This window comes from Azospirillum sp. CT11-132 (assembly GCF_047302835.1).
Lineage (GTDB): Bacteria > Pseudomonadota > Alphaproteobacteria > Azospirillales > Azospirillaceae > Azospirillum.
Map to the genome: position 1 here is coordinate 225,352 of NZ_JBGLZA010000006.1, position 13,769 is coordinate 239,120.

Annotated in this window: 9 protein-coding genes; 6 read left to right on the forward strand and 3 right to left on the reverse strand. The window is 68.3% G+C overall.

Going from position 1 to position 13,769, the window contains the following annotated elements; translation table 11 throughout:
- Positions 1–7: 7 nt before the first annotated feature.
- Together ACCD06_RS24960 and ACCD06_RS24965 are read right to left on the reverse strand one after the other, a co-directional pair.
- Positions 8–2,350, reverse strand: a complete 2,343-nt coding sequence (locus ACCD06_RS24960; RefSeq protein ID WP_199231999.1) for a GumC family protein — start codon at positions 2,348–2,350, stop codon at positions 8–10.
- A gap of 3 nt (positions 2,351–2,353) precedes the next feature.
- Positions 2,354–3,190 (reverse strand): WecB/TagA/CpsF family glycosyltransferase, encoded by an 837-nt coding sequence (locus tag ACCD06_RS24965; RefSeq protein WP_247871378.1) that lies wholly within the window; start codon positions 3,188–3,190, stop codon positions 2,354–2,356.
- Positions 3,191–3,612: 422 nt separating this feature from the next.
- Between ACCD06_RS24965 and ACCD06_RS24970 the strand changes: the two genes are divergently transcribed.
- The gene (locus ACCD06_RS24970) at positions 3,613–5,910 is read left to right on the forward strand and encodes a helicase-related protein (protein ID WP_413344269.1); all 2,298 of its coding nucleotides are present in this window, start codon (positions 3,613–3,615) and stop codon (positions 5,908–5,910) included.
- Positions 5,911–6,011: 101 nt separating this feature from the next.
- Here the strand turns inward: ACCD06_RS24970 and gpmA are convergent, their stop codons facing one another.
- Complete coding sequence (gpmA, locus tag ACCD06_RS24975) at positions 6,012–6,773, reverse strand: 2,3-diphosphoglycerate-dependent phosphoglycerate mutase (RefSeq protein ID WP_109156429.1); 762 nt, start codon at positions 6,771–6,773, stop codon at positions 6,012–6,014.
- Positions 6,774–7,053: 280 nt separating this feature from the next.
- Here gpmA and ACCD06_RS24980 point away from each other — a divergent pair, with 280 nt between their 5' ends.
- The 5 genes from ACCD06_RS24980 (at position 7,054) to ACCD06_RS25000 (ending at position 13,754) form a co-directional block, all read left to right on the forward strand.
- Positions 7,054–7,455, forward strand: a complete 402-nt coding sequence (locus ACCD06_RS24980; protein ID WP_109156430.1) for a MarR family transcriptional regulator — start codon at positions 7,054–7,056, stop codon at positions 7,453–7,455.
- A gap of 20 nt (positions 7,456–7,475) precedes the next feature.
- The gene (locus tag ACCD06_RS24985; RefSeq protein ID WP_109152634.1) at positions 7,476–7,820 is read left to right on the forward strand and encodes a hypothetical protein; all 345 of its coding nucleotides are present in this window, start codon (positions 7,476–7,478) and stop codon (positions 7,818–7,820) included.
- A gap of 619 nt (positions 7,821–8,439) precedes the next feature.
- Complete coding sequence (locus ACCD06_RS24990) at positions 8,440–10,701, forward strand: ATP-binding protein (protein ID WP_413344272.1); 2,262 nt, start codon at positions 8,440–8,442, stop codon at positions 10,699–10,701.
- A gap of 61 nt (positions 10,702–10,762) precedes the next feature.
- Complete coding sequence (locus ACCD06_RS24995) at positions 10,763–12,058, forward strand: pentapeptide repeat-containing protein (protein ID WP_136703791.1); 1,296 nt, start codon at positions 10,763–10,765, stop codon at positions 12,056–12,058.
- Between the two features lie 70 nt (positions 12,059–12,128).
- On the forward strand, positions 12,129–13,754 hold the full coding sequence (locus ACCD06_RS25000) for a glycosyltransferase (RefSeq protein ID WP_413344274.1): 1,626 nt from the start codon (positions 12,129–12,131) through the stop codon (positions 13,752–13,754).
- Positions 13,755–13,769 lie beyond the last annotated feature (15 nt).

Consider the following 13,769-nt stretch of genomic DNA (forward strand, 5'->3'; position numbering starts at 1 on the left):
GCCTGCTTTACGGAGCGGTCCGCAGGGTGGTGTCGCCATAGTATTTCCGGGTCGCCACATAGCTGTTGTAGGGACCCTGGTAACCGCGCGAGGCCGCCTTCTTCAGGTTCACGTCGGTCATGACCGCGACGAACTTGGAGTGGTCGATCGGACCCAGGTCGGCGACCGCCTGCAGGTCGCTGGCCGTGGTGTGGCCCCAGCGGCTGACGAACATCACCTTCGACGCGGCGCCGCAGACGATGCGGGCATCCGACACGGCCAGCGCCGGGGCGGTGTCGAACACCACCAGATCGAAGTGCGGCGACAGGCCGGCCATCAGGTGGATCAGGCCGTCGACGTTGAAGCGGTCCAGCGTCTCCGACATCAGGCGGCCGGCCGGGATCATCGCATAGGGCGCGTCTTCGCTGTTGTGCACGATCTCGTCCAGGGTGGCGGTGCCGGAAATCCAGTCCGACAGGCCCTTCTTGGCCGACAGGTTGAACAGGCCGTCGATGCGCGAGCGGCGGAAGTCGGTGTCGACCACCACCACGCGGCGGCCGGCCTGCGCCGCGACCTGGGCGACGGCGAGGCTCATCGAGGTCTTGCCGTCCTGCGGGCGGGCCGAGGTGACGGCGATGGAGCCGACCGGACCCATATCCGCCAGATGGTTGCGGAACAGGGCGCGCATCGATTCCGCGAACAGCGAGAAGGGATGGTTCTGGAAGATCTGGTCCAGGCGGCCGCGGGTGCCGCGGGTGGAGTGGTGCGGGACGATGTGGACCGTGCCCACGCCCAGGATGCGGCGGACGGCGTCCGGGGTGCGGATGCGGCGCTGGAACAGCTCGATGCCGAAGACGATGAAGACGGCGACGGCGAGCGAGGCGAAGAAGCCGGCCAGCAGGAGCAGGACGCGGAAGGGACCCGACGGCTCATGCGGGACCTGCGGCGCCGAGACCAGCTTGACGGCGGTCGGGAAGGCGCGGTTGTCCTGCTGGGCCTGCACCTCTTCCAGACGGCCGAGCAGGCTGTCCAGCAACTGGCGCTTGGCCTGGGCCTCGGCCTCCAGCGTACGCAGCGGCACCGCTTCCTCGGCCATGGTCTGATAGCCGGATTCCAGCTTGGCGATCATCGACTTCAGGGCGTTTTCCTGCTCGACGGCGACGTTGGCCGCCTCGCGGACGCCGGCGATCTCGTGCCGGACCTCCTGCTGCAGCGAGGAGTTCGCTTCGTTCAGGCGGGCCTGCAGTTCCTGGATGCGCGGGTGCTTCGGACCATACTGGCGCGACAGCTGGGCCAGTTCGGTGGAGATCGAGGCGACCGTGGCGCGCAGCTGGGCGACGACCGGCGAGGCTAGGCTGCCGCCATTGCCGGAGCTGCGCTCCAGCGTCTGGGCCTGGGCGACGGCGCGGGCGCGGTTGGCCGCGGCTTCGGCCAGACGCAGGCGGGCCTGCTCAAGCTCGGTCGTGGCCATCAGGCCGTTGGTGCCGTTCTTGACGAGGCCGGCCTTGAAGCGGACGGCGTCGACCTTGGTGTCGGCCTCGGCCACTTCCTTGCGCAGGGTGCCGATGCGGTCTTCCAGCCAGGCGATGGCGCTGGTGGACAGGTCGCGGTCCATCTGCTGGCGGGTTTCCATGTAGCGATGGACGACGGTGTCGACCACCTTCTGGGCGATTTCCGGATCGCGCGAGGTGTAGCGGACCTGGATCACGCGCGACCGGCCGACGATGCCGACCTCCAGGTTGCGGCGGACGCGGTCCAGAACGCCGTCGATGCTGTCGGCGGCGCGGGTCTCGCGCAGGTGGGTGTCCTTGGTCATGTCGTCGCCATGGGCCAGGACAGCATCGACGAAGCCCGGCAGCTCGGGACCGAAGACGGCATGGGCCTGTTCGCGCGTCCAGGCGGTGGCGCGCTCGACGAAGGGCTTGCTGTCGTCGGACTGGACCGGCGGGTTGAATTCGGGGTTGGTGGCCAGCCCCAGATCGGCGATCGACTGGGTCAGCACCGCCGTCGACTTCAGGATTTCGATCTCGCTGAGGATCGCGCTGTCTTCCGGCGTGATCGCGTTCAGCGCCTGATCTTCCGCACGGACGACGCGGACCTGCCGGTTGTCGACCAGCAGAAGCGCTTCGGAAGTGTATTTGTCCTTCATCAGCGAGACGCCGAAGGCCGACAGCGCGGTCAGCGCCAGCACGATGGCGGCGATCAGCGTCTTGTGGGCCGCCAGCACCCGCAGGATGAAGCGGAAGTCGGGGCCCATCGCCGGAGCCGGACCGTCGAAATCGCGCGGCATGTGGTGGCCGGCCTGGGTGGGCCATGCCGGAGCCGGCGGGCCGCCCGGACCTCCGTTATTGATCTGGGGAAGATTTTCCACGTCTCAAAGCTCCTTCTGGATAGGCGACCGGCGGATCGTCGACTGGGAGATCCGGGGGGAGATCCGGGTGGAAGCGGGCGCTGCGGCGCCCGGTCCGCGGGTGCGGAGGGATGCGGCACGGCGAAGGCGGATGGTGCTCCAGGCGAAGCCGAAGGCACCGATGCAATAGCGGCGGAACAGGCGGCGGGGCTCCTGTGCCAGACGGAAGGCCCATTCCAGGCCGGAGCGCTGGACCGCTTCCGGGGCGCGCTTGAAGCGTCCGGCCAGGAAATCGACGATGGCGCCGCCGTTGATGATCAGCACCGGATGGTCCAGCGCGCGCTTCAGCTCCGTCGCGACCTCCTCCTGCTTGGGCATGCCCATGGCGAGCAGGATGACGTCGGGGCGGGTGGCCCGCGCCTGGGCGATGTAATGCTCCGTCGGATGGAAGCCGTGCTGCAGGTCGGCGTAGCGGTGCGGGGTGGCCGCTTCCAGGACGACGCGGGCACGGTCCAGCCACGGGGTGGCGGTGCCGTAAATGGCGACGCTGCGGGGGGGGAGCGATTTCAGCAGCAGCGGGATGAAGTCGGTGCCGTTCATGTTCAGGCCGGCCGGCATGCCCAGCACCGGCAGAACCGCCTGCAACCCGATCCCGTCGCGCAGCAGGACGTCCGACGAAGCGAAGGCGGCCAGCGCCGCGTCCGAGCCCATGCAGACGTTCAGGCCATGCGCGTTCAGGAAGGACAGCACCGTCGGACGGTCGACCGCGCCCAGATGGTCGATCAGGGCACGGCGCGCGCCGTCATTCGAAATGCACCGCATGCGCTCGATCAGTTCCAGGACCTCACGAGGATTCGGCATGCGCATCTCCCAAGAAAAATTAATCGGAACAAAGCATTGACCGTTTCGCGACCGTTCTTGCGGCCGATCCGGCCTGGCCTGATGTCGGGCCTGTCCACCGGGCGGCGGCGGCTAACCCGTTGGGGCCGGCCACCAAACCTGCGTGGCTCTATGTGGCCGGTCCTCCCCCCTTTTCGCACGGGCGAGATCGGCGAAAGGGCGACGGATTCGAATTAGCCCGGGCTTGCTCCCTTCGGGGGATTCGGCTTGCCGAATCGACCGGTCAGACCCATAAAGAGGGACCCCGGCCATAAAGAGAGACCCTGGCGCTCTATGGCTGTTGTCTGGGGGCAGAGCCATCCGCCCTGCCGGATCGGCCTCCCGGCCGAACCGCCCGGCCGAAGCGCTTGCATGACCGGGGCAATTCCAAGAAAAGACGATCCATGACCGACGACACCTCCGACAACGCCCGTTCGGGCCGCACCCCCGGCACCGCCGACGAATTCGACCGCCGCGATGCCTTGCGCGCGGTGGCTGCCGTGGTGCGCGGCGACGGGATCGAGGTGGACGCCGACAGCACCCCGGCGCGCTGGTCGGTCGCGGTTAACCATGTCGTCCAGATCCCCGGCACCGACCGCAAGCTGAAGCTGCGCTTCAAGGTGGCGCTCGGCCCGCTGCCGGACATCGAGGCCGACCTGTGGGGCCTGCTGACCATTGACGAGGGCTTCGGCCGGCCGCAGGCCAAGGCGCTGGGCAAGCGGGTGAAGGGCGCCTGCCTGTCCTCTCCCGCCATCGCCAAGGCGAAGGACCGGGTCGACGGCTGGTTCGCCTCGATGGCGCAGCGGGCGGCCGGCTTCGGCGAGTCCTGGCGGCCGAAGGGCTTCGCCGACGAGCTGGGCCGCGTCGTCGGCTTCGGCGGGCGGATTCCGCGCCTGCAGACCCTGCTCGACGCGATGGAGGAGGCGTTCTCCACCGCCGCCGCCCGCGCCGGCCTGAAGGTCCGGCGGGAGCGGCTGGAGAATGCGTCGGGCATGGGCGTCTATCTGGACAGCTTTGCCACCGCCCGCGCGATGATCCGCAAGCTGCGGCTTTACGTCGGCCCGACCAATTCGGGCAAGACCCACGCCGCCATGGACCGGCTGGCGGAGGCCGAGAGCGGCTGTTACCTCGCTCCCCTGCGTCTGCTGGCGCTGGAAGGGCAGGAGGCGCTGGAGACGCGCGGCCGGCCCTGCAGCCTCGTCACCGGCGAGGAGCGCGACGTGCGGCCCGGCGCCGCCTTCACCTCCTCCACCATCGAGATGGTGAACACCTCCAAGGTGTGGGGCGCCTGCGTCATCGACGAGATCCAGATGATCGGCGATCCCGACCGCGGCTGGGCTTGGACCCAGGCGGTCGCCGGCGTCGCCGCTCCGGAAATCCTGATGACCGGCTCCGCCGACGCCATCCCCTACGTCAAGCGTCTGGCCGACGCGATGGGCGAGGAGTTGGAGGTCGTCGAATTCACCCGCAAGTCGCCGTTGCGCGTGCAGGAGGAGCGGGTGAAGCTGGAGGAGGTGAAGCCGGGTGACGCCCTGATCGCCTTCTCGCGCAAGGACGTGATGGCTCTGCGCCACGACCTGCTCGGCCGCAACCACAATGTCGCGGTGATCTACGGCGCCCTGTCGCCGGAGGTCCGTCGCGCCGAGGCGCGCCGTTTCCGCGAGGGCACCGCCGACGTTCTGGTGGCGACCGACGCCATCGGCATGGGGCTGAACCTGCCGGTCGCCCGCGTCGTGCTGTCCACCACCCGCAAATATGACGGGCGCGAAGAGCGCGAACTGACCGCGTCGGAGATCCGGCAGATCGGCGGGCGCGCCGGCCGCTTCGGCATGCATGAGGAAGGCCGCGTCGCCGTGCTGGATGGCGAGAACATCAACCCGGTGCGCCGGGCGCTGACCTCGCCGCCGGTACCGCCGGAAGATCCGCGCTCGTGGATTTCGCCCAACCTCAGCCATGTTGAGGCCATTGCGCGGGAGCTGGACACCGACAGCCTCGCCAAGGTTCTGCGCACTGCGGGTCAGGAGCTGCTGCGCGCCAACCAGACCTTCCGCATGACCGATCTGGAACAGCGCATCCAGGCGGCAGCCGCGGTGGACCGCGCCAAGTTGCCGCTGGCGCAGCGCGACATGCTGGCCCGCTGCCCGATCGACACCCGCGACCAGAACAACCTGCGCCTTCTCGGTGGCTGGGCGGTCAACCAGGGCCGGGGCATCCCCAATGCCGCCCCCGACGCCGCCGAACGCTTCCGCCACAGCGTCGGCACCGACGTGGAGCTGGAAAAGGCCGAGCGCGCGGTGAAGGAACTGACCGCCTATGCGTGGCTGGCCTACCGCTTCCCCGACGCCTATCCCGAGATGGATTTGTGCCAGGAGCGCCGGGCGCACCTGAACGCCTTCATCGAGCGCACGCTCGCCGAGCGCTCGCTCGCCCGCGCCTGCCCGGTCTGCGGCGCGCGGCTGAAGGCCAACCATCGTTTCCGTGTCTGCGACAATTGCTACAGCAGCCGCGTCGAGGACCGCCGCGGTGGCCGTCGTGGCGGACCGGAGCGCGGCAACGGCGAGAAGCCGGGCGGCCACCCGCACCACTTCCATCATCCGGTGGCGAAGGAGGGCGGTCGCGACACCGGCCGGGGAGGTCCCCGCACCGGCCGTGGCCCGAAGCGGAAAAGCGCAATCCCCTCTCCCCCCCGGGGAGAGGGTTAGGGTGAGGGGGAAGCGCGACGGCCCTTCCCCAAGAATCCACCCCTGCATCCCCCTCACCCCAACCCTCTCCCAGGGGGGGAGAGGGGGAATTTCAGCATAACTCACGCCGCCGCGCTGCTGCCGGGATTCGCCCCCTCGCGCTTTGGCCAGTTGATCTCCTCGACCGTGCCGTCTTCGCCCAGGAAATAGCGGCGAAGCGGCGTCAGGTCGGCGCCCAGCTCATAGACCAGCGGCCGGCTGGTGGGGATCTCGAACAGTGGGATGTCGTGGTCGGCGACATCGTCGAGATGCTTGACCAGTCCGCGCAGGCTGTTGCCGTGGGCCGACACCAGCACCCGCGCACCCAGCCGCAGCGCCGGGGCGATCTCGTCGCGCCAGAAGGGGACGACGCGGGCGGTGGTGTCCTTCAGGCTTTCGCCGCGCGGCAGGTTCGCCTTCGCAAGGCCGGCATAGCGGCGGTCGGTGACGGCGGACCGTGGATCGTCCGGCTCGATCGGCGGCGGCGGGACATCCCAGCTTCGCCGCCACTGGAACACCTGCTCCGCCCCGTGGCGCTCCGCCGTCTCCGCCTTGTTCAGCCCCTGCAGCGCGCCGTAATGCCGCTCGTTCAGGCGCCAGTGCTTGTGCACCGGCAGCCACAGCCGGTCCATGTCGCGAAGGACGAGGTGCAGGGTCTCGATCGCGCGGCTCAGCACCGAGGTGAAGGCGATATCCACGTCGATGCCGGCGGCCTTGAGCAGGTCGGCCGCCTTGTGCGTCTCGGCAATTCCACGGTCGGTCAGGCCGACGTCGGTCCACCCGGTGAAGCGGTCTTCCGCGTTCCACACACTCTGGCCATGGCGCAGCAGGATCAGTCGGTGCATGGCGGGTCTCCCTTCGGTAGCCGGCCGCTCATCCGGCACTTCCCTGTTGAAACAGACCTGTAGCCGGCCCGGTTCCCGCGACAAATCATCGCGCCGCGGACCGCGCGAGGCCTGCCCCGACCGTGCGCGGCGGTTTCAATCCGGTTTCATGATTGCCTCCGGAGACACCAATTATGTCAGCCGCGAAATCTTGGCGACATACTCGGACAATAATCCTGCGCTACGGTCACCCCACCTGAAATCACCGGCCTTGCCGGCCGCAGCGGATTGGGAAGGGACGATGACCGAACCGAACACGGGATCGCAGACTTCACACGGCGCAGCCGGCCTGCCGGGCGCTCCGCCGAACCATTCCGATTATCGCCCCAGCAACCTGACAACCTTGCGTACCGAGGCCACGATGCTGCATCATCATGACGTCATCTCCAGAGCCGTGTCGACCGACCGCGAGATCACTCTGGAGGCGCTTCGTGTGTTCACTTATCTGAGCCGGAGGCTCCATTTCGATCGCTCCGTTCCGGTGCTGCAGTCCGAACTGGCTGACGCGCTGGGCATGCAGCGGCCCAATGTGAACCGGGCCATCAAGCTGCTGGAAACCAAGCAGATCCTTCTGCGGGAATCCAAACTGGGGCGCGCGATCACGTTCCGGCTCAACCCGGGACTGGAGGGCGGCCGGGCCTGAGTGTTTCGTCAGGGTATGGAATGATCGTAGAGACCCGTGAGCTGTTCTTCACCAATTCCGCCCTGAAAAAAGCCCTCGCCTGGTACCAGAAGGCCCCCAATCAGACGGACCTGCCGCTGGGCGTCGTCACGACGGTGACGCCCACATCGGAAGGTGGTCTGTCGGTCCAGATTCAGCAGAGCGGCGCCTCCAGAACGCGGGAGGTCCTGTTCACGCCCAGCAAGACGCTGGCGCTGCTTCTGCTCTTCTGTCGCCGCCAGAAGGTTCCGATCCCCCGCGACGCCGGCAAGGAACTGGAAGCTGCGGACGACGGCCTGATCCTGATCGTGCGCGGCGAAACGCCGACCGTCGCACCACCTCCCTAAGCCGCCTGCCTGAACCGCCTGCCTGATCGACATCATGCCGCCGCGCCTCCTGCGCGTGCGGCCTTTTGCCGTTTGCCCGGCCTGTCGTGTGCCCGGTTTGCCATACGCGCAGTGACGCGGTCCACGCGCGGCTGTTCGATCCGGGCTTTCGGTCATTGCGGAGAGCTGCAACAAAACGAAATATTAAAAGTGGAGGCTGGTGCGATGATTGCGCGTGAGCAGCTATGGTATCGGTGAAGCTGCATTCACCGGATGGACAGGGTGGTTATGATCATCGTCATAGTCGCCAAGACCGGTCGCACTGCATTGCTTCGTGTGATAAAGTTCCTCCGGCTATTGGGGCTAAGCTATAGTTCCGGTCCACCAACCAAACGGGGATGTGCAGGCCGATTTGTCGTTCGAACATTCGGAACAGCCCAATGCGTGAGCTTGTCCGGCACAGTTTGGGCAAACATGCTTCTCATGCCCGCCGACCGCCGCCTAACCCTTTCGCCATCGCCGAGGATTTCCCACCGATGACCGTCACCCGCCTGTCGCTGCCGCTTTGGAAGGAGCTTCGGTCCCATGGACCGCGGGTCCGTCCGATGCCTGCCTGACCGGGCCGATGTCATCGCCGCAAATGGACCCATCACCCACGCCGTCCTCCGCCTTCGTCCGCCGGATCACCGCCTCGCCGCGGACGCTGGTTGCGGTCCTCTGCACCATGCTGGCATTGCTGGGAACGGCATCCTGGGCTGCCGTCACCGCGCTCGATTATCGGGACACGCTCGAACGGTCCGAAGACGATGCGCGGCAGGCGGCCATCCTGTTCGACGGCCACGCACGAGGCGTGCTGAACGCCAGCATCGACCTGCTGGAACAGGTCGCCGGCCGGATGGATGGCCGGGGCCTGAGGTCATGGGCGGAACGCAGCCTGCCGGAAGCGATGGCGGTGGAGCGCAACGGCCGCCTCTCCCTGCTGGGTGCGGACGGCTCGCTGCGGTATGGCTCCGCCGTCGCCTTCGCCGAGCCCGAAACCAGCGACGGGCTGTCTCTGCTGGTCCGCCCCTTACCGCCGGGTGAGGAGCATCAGGTCCTGCCGGCCTTCGGACATATGGCCGGCCAGCCGGCCATTCTTTTCGCCCGCCGCATCCACACCGCGGCGGGCGTTTTCGACGGTGCGGTCCTGGTGGCTGTCCCGGTGTCGGCCTTGAACCCGGTGCTGAACGCCTTCGGTGACGGGTTGGCGCGCTCCGTCGGACTTTACCGTCCCGACGGCGTCCGTCTGGCCGGCATCGGCGTTCCGTCGCTGGGCCCGCTGCCGCGGCTGGATGAGGGAACGATCCGGGTCGATGCGAACTGGACGCGAACCGGCAAGCCGTCGATCCTCGGCGTGAAGCGGATGGCCGACCTGCCGATCCTGTCGGCGGTGACGATCCCGCGCACCGCCGTGCTGGAGCCCTGGTATGTCCGGATGGAGCGCGGCCTTGTCGTGGTGGTCGCCGGGGTGGCGGCGCTTGCCGGACTGTCGATGCTGGGGGCCGCCAGCCTGCGGCGCGAGGCGCTGGCCCGACAGGCCCTGACCCAGGCGAACGCCCAGCTTGAGCTGGCCAATGCGCAGTTGGAGGAGCGGGTGGAGGAGCGGACCGCCGCCCTCAGCACCCTCAATCTGAGGCTGAGCCGGGCGCTGGAGGAAAAGGAGCGGGCCAATCAGGCCAAGGGCCGGTTCCTTTCGGCGGCCAACCATGATTTGCGCCAGCCCTTCCAGGCCTTGCGGCTGTTCCATCACATTCTGATGGAACGTCTGGCCGAAACGCGCGACCGCAGCATCGCCGAAAAGATGGGCGAAGCGCTGGATGCCGGGGAAAAACTTCTGCACGCCCTGCTGGAGGTGGCGACGCTGGACGCCGGCGTCGTGCGGCCTCAGCTGGCCGACGTGCCGGTGTCGGCGGTGCTCGAGGAACTGCTGGCCGAATTCCGCGGCATGGCGACGGAAAAGGGGCTGACCCTGCGCGCGATGCCCACCCGCATGGTGATCCGCACCGACCGGACGCTGCTGACGCGCATGCTGGGCGATCTGCTGCGCAACGCGATCCGCTTCACCGACAAGGGCCGCGTCACCATCGGCTGCCGCCGGCATGGCCGCTGGCTGCGCATCGAGGTGTGGGACACCGGCACGGGCATTCCCGCCGAACAGCTCGACAACATCTTCGAGGATTTCGTCCAGCTCGGCAATCCGGAGCGTGACCGACGCCAGGGCCTCGGCCTCGGGCTGGCCAAGGTGCGGCGCAAGGCGGCGCTGCTGGGACACACGGTGGAGGTGCGGTCGCTCCAGGGCCGCGGTTCCGTCTTCGCGGTCCATGTGCCGGTGGTCGGGACCGAACGGCCGGCGACCCAGGTGCCGGCGCAGGATCCCGATCCGGTTCAGAGCGGCGACCGGCTGATCCTGGTCGTGGAGGATGATCCGATCCAGCGCGACGCCGTGCGGCTGCTGCTGGAAAGCTGGGACTATCGGGTGATCGCGGCGGTCGACGGTGAAAGCGCGCTGGCGCTGTTCGGCGGAGCGGAAAGCGGGGCGCCCTCACAGGACGGCCCCATGCCCGACCTTATCGTCAGCGATTTCCGGCTGCCGGGCCGGCTGACCGGCGTGCAGACCGTGGCGGCGGTGGGCGAGCGGCTGGACCGGCCGGTGCCCGGCCTGATCCTGACCGGCGATACCGCGCCCGAACGCATCCGCGAGGCGGTCGCCACCGGCTGCCGGCTGCTGCACAAGCCGGTGTCCCCGGACGAACTGCGCGACGCCATCGCCGCCATCCTGTCGGAACGGCCGGGAAGCCGCACGGCCGACGGCGGCGAATCCGACGGCGGCGAACAGGCGCTGGAGAACGAGTCCGCGGCGTGAATTAACCCTTTCTGAAGCTGGGTTGCCTCAAACTGGCGCGGAATAGGGAGTTCATGGGGCCATGGTGCAGAATCGCACGCTCAGGCGTCTCGATCAGGCGCAGCTCGATCTGGCGGTGCGGAAACACGAGATGTTCCGCAATGCCCGGGTGGGCGGCGCGCGCGCCAACCTGTCCTTTTGCGATCTGTCCGGGTTGGACCTGTCGGGCCGTGATCTGGCCCATGCCGATTTCGTCGGCGCCAGCCTGCGCGGTGCCAATCTGGCCGGCGCGCGGCTCGATTGCGCGTCCTTCTTCGTCGCCGATCTGCGGCAGGCCAATTTCGACGGCGCCAGCCTGATCAAGGCCGACCTGCGCGGCGCCTGCCTGCGCGGCGCGATCCTGGTCGGCGCCAACCTGTTCGAGGCGGACCTGCGCGACGGCTCCCTGGCCGAAAAGGACCGGTCCGGCCATCTGCATATGGTGCAGATCGATTCCTCCCCGGCCGAGGCCGACGGCGCCGACCTCTCGGGCGCCAACCTGACCAATGCCCGGATGTCCGGCGTCATGGCCATCCACACCGATTTTTCCGACGCGGTGATGCGCGGCTGCAAGCTGGTGCGGGCGACCATGCGCGGCGCCAACTTCACCGGCTCCAACATGGAGGGGGCGGACCTGTCCGGCGCCGACCTGCGCGGCGCCTGCCTGCGCGGTGCGGTGCTGACCGGCGCCGTCATGGTGATGACCGACCTCACCGACGCCGACGTGGAGGAGGCGCTGACCGACAAGCCGGTCGGCCGTGTGGTGGCGGAACTGGGGCGGTCGCTGGAGGATCTGCTGGCCGACCACATGACCTGGGTGGGATCGAGCGGGGCGCAGGGTGCGATGCTCGACCTGTCCGGCTTCGACCTGCGTCATGCTCCCTCGCTGGCCCACCTTTGCCTGACCATGCTGCGCGCCGTCGGGGCGACGCTCTACGGTCTGGACCTGTCGGGCGTGCAGCTTCAGGCCGCTGTGCTCGACAGGGCCGACATGCGTGGGGCGAAGCTGGCGGACGGCGACCTGCGCGGCATCAGCCTGCGGAACGCGAAGCTGAACAACGCCGACCTGCGCAACGTCAATCTGCGGCCCCTGGTGTTCGACGAGCATCGCTCCCGCCCCGCCGATCTGTCGGGGGCCAAGCTGCGCTATGCCGACCTCAGCGGCGGCAGCCTGCGGTCCGTCAATCTTGCCAACGCCGACCTGTCCTTCGCCAACCTGCGCGGCTGCGACCTCGCCAGGACCGACCTGACCGGGGCCAAGCTGTTCGGCGCCAAGCTTGAACGCCGCGCCCTGGCGGAGGGGGCGATCCTGGACGGCGTCGCCGGGCTGAAGCTTTAGGCTGCGAGCATAATGGAAGGCGGCCGCACTGCCTGCTTGCATGGCTTGCCGGGGCGGCGCTACACACGGGATGGCTGTCAGTCGAAAGGTCCAGAAGATGCCGGAAACGGTCCAGTCCGACCGCGTGACCGCGGCTGCCGCCGCCATGATGGTCTATCTGACCGACAGGCAGTTCGACGCCGAGAAGATCAACCGGTTCACCGCGCTGTGCGAGGAGATCCGCCGCGATCTCGACCTCGACAGCCGCCTTGCGCTGGCCGAGCGGCTGGAGCGCGAGGCGCCGTCGAACGACAATGTCCGGCTCCGCTCGGTCCTGTTCCTGCTGACCGGCGATCTCTATCACTATGAACGCATTCTCCATTACCTGATCCTCGGCGGCGACAGCGCCGACCCGGCGGCGCTGCACTACACCCACTGGTGCATGTCGCGGCAGCTGTTCCTGGGCGCGGCCAGCGGCGACAAGCTGGCGAGCTTCGTGCCCTGCGACCAGTTCCGCTTCTATATTGCGATGGTCCGCCAGATCGCACGGCGCTGGGGCCTGACGCCGCCGCGGGCAACTCTGCGCGACGGGCCGATCCGCCGTGTTGCGGTGGTGACCAACCAGTTCACCAACCAGGGCCATCAGCCGACCCGCGACTGCTTCGACTTCGCCGCCCGCATGCAGGACGAGTTCGGGCTGGATGTCGCCATCATCAACGTCAACGGCCTGCCGGGACGGGTCGAGAGCGTCTTCATCCCGCCGATGGTGGCGGAGGTCGCCGCCGATCTGGAGGGCGTCTATGCGCTGAGGATGTTCGGCCGGCAGGTCAAGGTCGCCTCCTTCACACAGCCCGCCTTCAGCCAGGACAAGCTGCGTGTCATCGTGGAGGCCATCGACGGCTACGACCCCGACCTGATCGTGTCCTTCGGCGGGTCGAACATCGTCGCCGACCTGTTCGCCGACTCCGGCGCCCGGCCGGTGGTGGCGCTGCCTACCAGTTCCGGCATCACCCTGTCCTTGGCCCCGATCGTGCTTGGATTTGAGGAGCGCGACCACACCCTGTCGATTCCGGCGCTGTATCGCGGCCCCTTCGCCCGCCGTTTCCGTCCCTTCACCTTCGGCTACACCCTGCCGCCGTCCGACGGAGTGCGCGTTAACACCGGCTTTGCCGACGGCACCCCCCTGTTCGCGGTGGTCGGCACCCGCCTGGACCAGGAGGTGACGGGGGAGGTGCTGGGCCTGCTGGACGATATTCTGGACCGCTGCCCCGACGCCGGTCTGGTGTTCGCCGGCGAGGTGCGGGACCTGCCGGCGCGCCTCGCGCCGCTGCGCAACGGGCAGCGCATGCGCTGCCTGGGCCATGTCCCCGACATCCGCGCGCTCTATGGCCTCTGCCGCGTCTTCCTCAACCCACCGCGCCAGGGTGGGGGCGGCGGCGCGGCCTTCGCCCTGGCCGAAGGGGTGCCGGTGGTGACCTATGGCTGGGGCGACGGAGCGGTCGTCTCCGGTCCCGAATTCTGCGTGTCCGGCCGCGACGCCTTTGTGGAGCGTGCCGTGACGCTTGCCACCGATGCCGCCGCCCACGCTGCGGCCGGAGCCGCCGCGAAGGCGCGCTTCATCGAGATCGGCGACCGCAACCGATGCGTCGAACGGCTGATTGCCTATGGCGAGGAGGCGCGGACCCTGCTGCGCGCCGAACGCGCCGGAGAGAATTAATCTTCCTTCACATTT

What these genes read in the sequence shown, in the direction of transcription:
- ACCD06_RS25000 (WP_413344274.1), top strand. Translation starts at nt 12,129, where the DNA reads ATGGCTGTCAGTCGAAAGGTCCAGAAGATGCCGGAAACGGTCCAGTCC.
- ACCD06_RS24980 (WP_109156430.1), top strand. Translation starts at nt 7,054, where the DNA reads ATGACCGAACCGAACACGGGATCGCAGACTTCACACGGCGCAGCCGGC.
- ACCD06_RS24985 (WP_109152634.1), top strand. Translation starts at nt 7,476, where the DNA reads ATGATCGTAGAGACCCGTGAGCTGTTCTTCACCAATTCCGCCCTGAAA.
- ACCD06_RS24970 (WP_413344269.1), top strand. Translation starts at nt 3,613, where the DNA reads ATGACCGACGACACCTCCGACAACGCCCGTTCGGGCCGCACCCCCGGC.
- gpmA (WP_109156429.1), bottom strand. Translation starts at nt 6,773, where the DNA reads ATGCACCGACTGATCCTGCTGCGCCATGGCCAGAGTGTGTGGAACGCG.
- ACCD06_RS24965 (WP_247871378.1), bottom strand. Translation starts at nt 3,190, where the DNA reads ATGCCGAATCCTCGTGAGGTCCTGGAACTGATCGAGCGCATGCGGTGC.
- ACCD06_RS24990 (WP_413344272.1), top strand. Translation starts at nt 8,440, where the DNA reads ATGGACCCATCACCCACGCCGTCCTCCGCCTTCGTCCGCCGGATCACC.
- ACCD06_RS24995 (WP_136703791.1), top strand. Translation starts at nt 10,763, where the DNA reads ATGGTGCAGAATCGCACGCTCAGGCGTCTCGATCAGGCGCAGCTCGAT.